The organism is Polymorphobacter sp., assembly GCF_051860865.1.
Classification (GTDB): domain Bacteria; phylum Pseudomonadota; class Alphaproteobacteria; order Sphingomonadales; family Sphingomonadaceae; genus Sandarakinorhabdus.
Genome location: NZ_JBIMKZ010000101.1, coordinates 1 through 3,328, shown reverse-complemented (window position 1 = coordinate 3,328; position 3,328 = coordinate 1). Strand labels below are relative to the sequence as shown.

3 protein-coding genes are annotated in these 3,328 nt (G+C 69.6%); all 3 read right to left on the bottom strand.

Annotation, left to right across the window (positions count from 1 at the left end; genetic code table 11):
- On the bottom strand, window positions 1-1,916 hold a 1,916-nt coding region (locus tag ACTIFJ_RS14215), incomplete at its 3' end, for a cytochrome c3 family protein (protein ID WP_439534768.1).
- 7 nt (window positions 1,917-1,923) lie between these two features.
- Window positions 1,924-2,817: a hypothetical protein gene (locus ACTIFJ_RS14210; protein ID WP_439534767.1), complete on the bottom strand. Its 894-nt coding sequence runs from the start codon at window positions 2,815-2,817 to the stop codon at window positions 1,924-1,926.
- The coding region (locus tag ACTIFJ_RS14205) for a 4Fe-4S dicluster domain-containing protein (protein ID WP_439534766.1) at window positions 2,817-3,328 on the bottom strand (512 nt) is incomplete at its 5' end. The genes ACTIFJ_RS14205 and ACTIFJ_RS14210, both read right to left, overlap by 1 nt.

Sequence of the window (3,328 nt, the reverse complement as noted above, 5' to 3'; positions counted from 1 at the left end):
CCCGTCCCGGGGTCGCGCGGGCGCCCCCCGGTCCCGGGCGGCCCGGCGGGGGGGCCCCCCCCCGCGATGACGGTGGGGGCCGCCGTGCCCGAGCCCGGGCCGTGATAGCCGTGGCAGGTATCGCAGCTGGCGGCGACGGCGGTACGGGCGTTGCCCGATCCATGGCAATCCCGGCACTGGGCGACCTTGGGCAGCAACACATCGGTGGCGGCCCTGGATGTGCTGGCGCCGGTGTGACAGGCCAGGCAGGCGGCATCGGCGGTCTTGCCGTTGTAGCTGTCGTGGCGTTTGTGCGGAAACAGCCCCTTGGGCAGGTAATGGTTGGTCAGCTTTACCTTGGCCACCGTCCAGCGGGTGCCGTCAGCGCCTGTGGTCGGGCTGGTCTCATGGCAATCGGCGCACAGCCCCTGCTTGTCGAAGATCCGGTTGATGGCTGCATCGGCCTGTTGCCGGGCCTCGGCCGGGCTGAAGCGGCCGAGCGGTTCGGCGACGCCCGGTCGCTTGCGGTCTGGGCTTAACCGAACGACTCCCGGGCGCGGGGATAGGCTCTGCGACAGGTAGAAGTCGCGGATGATACCTGCGACCTGATCAGGCTTGCCATGGGGCAGGGTGCGCAGCACGCCGCCGTCCCGGGCGAAGGCGAGGTCATGGCAGGCGCTGCAATTGGCCTCCATCCCGATCGGCTTGAACCGCACGCCGTCGCTGTCCGGCACATGGCAATAGCGGCAGCCGAGCGCCCCGTCCTGTCCCGGCAGTCCCTGCTGGCGGACCATGTTGGCGACACTGTTGGTCCGCGACAGATGCAGTTCATGCGGATAGATCAGGCCCGAGCGCTCGCGCGGTGCCTCGTCGAGGGAAAGCCGTTCGAGCAATGGCGCCGGGCCGCCGGTCTGCGTCACCAGCGTCGGGCTGAACTGCGGATGCTCTTCCCAGCTCCGGACATTGCGCAGCTTCGTATCGGCCAGCCGGCCGGACAGGCCGTCATGGCAGTCGGCACAGAAGCGCGCCGAGACCATCAACGCCCCGGACGGCCCCTCATGCTCCTTGTGGCACGAAGCACAGCGCCCGGCCTCGAGGCCCAGCCCATGCTGGAACGGCGCTGCCACCCGCTGCAGGCCCTGCGGGCTGCCGCGCGCGACGGCCAGCCGGTTATTGGCGGCATGGGCGGGCAGGGCGGAGGGCTTGTGGCAGGCGATGCAGGCGCTGTCGGGCGTCGCCTCGAACGCCTTCTGGTGGCAAGCGCCGCAGCTGTTGGCCAGCCCGGCATGGGCCGAGGACAGCGGCCCGCTGCTCCAGACGATGTCGGGCTGCGTGCCGGCATGGACGATGGCGGGCGCTTCCGCGACGACCTGCAGGCGTGGCCCGACGGCCGCGGGCCGCCCGGCTTCTGCGACCATCGCCTCCGGAAGCGCGGTGTCGCGCCCGGCCATGGTCAGCAGCGGCGCCAGCAGACCGCCGACCAGCACCAGGACGGCCAGCGTCCAGGCCAGGACCCGGCGGTTGGGGATGGTGCCGCGCAACGAAAATATCTCGGTTTCGGCTGCCGCGTCGGCAGCGTCTGTCGGGGCGATGACGCGCTCGGCGGTGACGCCGACGCTGTCCGGCGTTTCACCCGGAGACAGGCTCAGCCGGTGGCTGGCCATGCTGATCGCCGGCAAGTCGGCCACGCGCAGGTCGGCGCGGTTGACGAACTTGCCGTCGATCTCCAGCGGAATGCCGCCGGTAGCCTCCACGGCGACGATCCCGTCCGGCAGCCGCGTCAGCCGGGCGTGACGCAGCATGATGCCAAGGTCGGCCAGCTGGATGTCGCAGTCGGTGCCCCGCCCGACGATGATTTCGGTCGCTGGCAACGTGCGGGTGCGAATGATGTCGCCCCCGTCGGCGCGCTTGGCGATCTGGCGGATGATGAAGCTCATGGCCCGGCTACCAGTAGAGGAAGACGCTGAGAACATGCGCGACCAGCGCCACGATCAGCGCCACGGTCACCGGCACATGCACATACAGCCAGATCTCGAGGCTGGTCTTCATCCGGATATGCCGGCGGGCCTGGGCGAGTGCCGCATCCTTGCGCTCGAGCAGGAACAGGATCTGGGTCAGCGCCGGGTCGGGCTTGCCGCTCTGCATCTGGCTGCGCACCAGCGCCTGCACGGCATCGCGGGCGCGCGCGTTGCCGCAGTTCGGATGATGCGCGGTCAGCCGCCGCCAGAGCCCGCCGGCCACCTCGCACTCTTCGAGACTTAACCGCACCAGGTCGGCCTCGGCCTTGCCGAGCGGCTGGGCGGCAGTGTCGAGCTGGCGGTCGAGCGTTCGGATCGCCTCCAGCATCTGCGGCTGGGTCGCCTCGTTGCGGTTGGCCGAGAGCTGCGCCGGCAGCCGGGCATAGACGACGACGCCATAGATTCCCGAGAGGATGACGATAATCATCAGCACATAGGCCAGGCTGTGGACGTTCCAGCCGAGCTGGAACCCGGCGTGCAGCGTGCCGATGACGATCAGCGACAACCCCAGATAGACATGCGCCGAGGTCCAGGCCTTGAGCGAATAGGGCCGCGGCGTGATGATCCGCTTGCGCAGCCCGATAAGGCTCAGCCAGACGATCAGCCCGGCGCCGAGCGTGCCGAGCGCATAGCCATAGGCGGTGCCGCCATTGGCGCGCGGCTGCGGATCGAGCAGCGCGTAGACGATGATGCAGAGCAGGGACAGCGCGGCCGCGACCTTGGCCCAGCGCATCCGGCCATGGGTCAGGAAGCCCTCATGCGCAGTATCGCGCGGGCCGCGGGCGATTGCCTTGCCCGCCATGGTACGATTGCCGGCCATCAGTCGCCCTGGCGATCGAGCAGTGCCACCGACAGGAACTGCTCTGGCGAGACCCGGATGGCGGCGCCGGTCGGGCAGGCGCGGACACAGGCCGGGCCGCCCTCCTGCCCGGCACACATGTCGCATTTGATCGCCTTCTTCGCCGCCTCGGGGTCGCCGTGCTTCTTCTTCCACTTGGCCGAGGGCTCGCCCGGCCCCGGCCCCTGGCCGAACAGCATCCAGCTGATCAGCCAGGGCTTCTTCGGCGGCACCTTGTCCATCCGGATCACGCCATAAGGGCAGTTGCGCTGGCAATTGCCGCAGCCGATGCAGCTGTCGTCGATATACACCTCGCCGGTCGGGCCGCGGTGGATGGCGTTGGGCGGGCAATCGGCCATGCAGTGCGGATGTTCGCAGTGCCGGCACGAGGTCGGCACATGCAGGTGCGCGAACGTCCGCCCGGCCTCGCGGTCGAGCCGCGACAGGCCGTCATGGCTGTCGGCACAGGCCTTTTCGCAATTGTCGCAGCCGA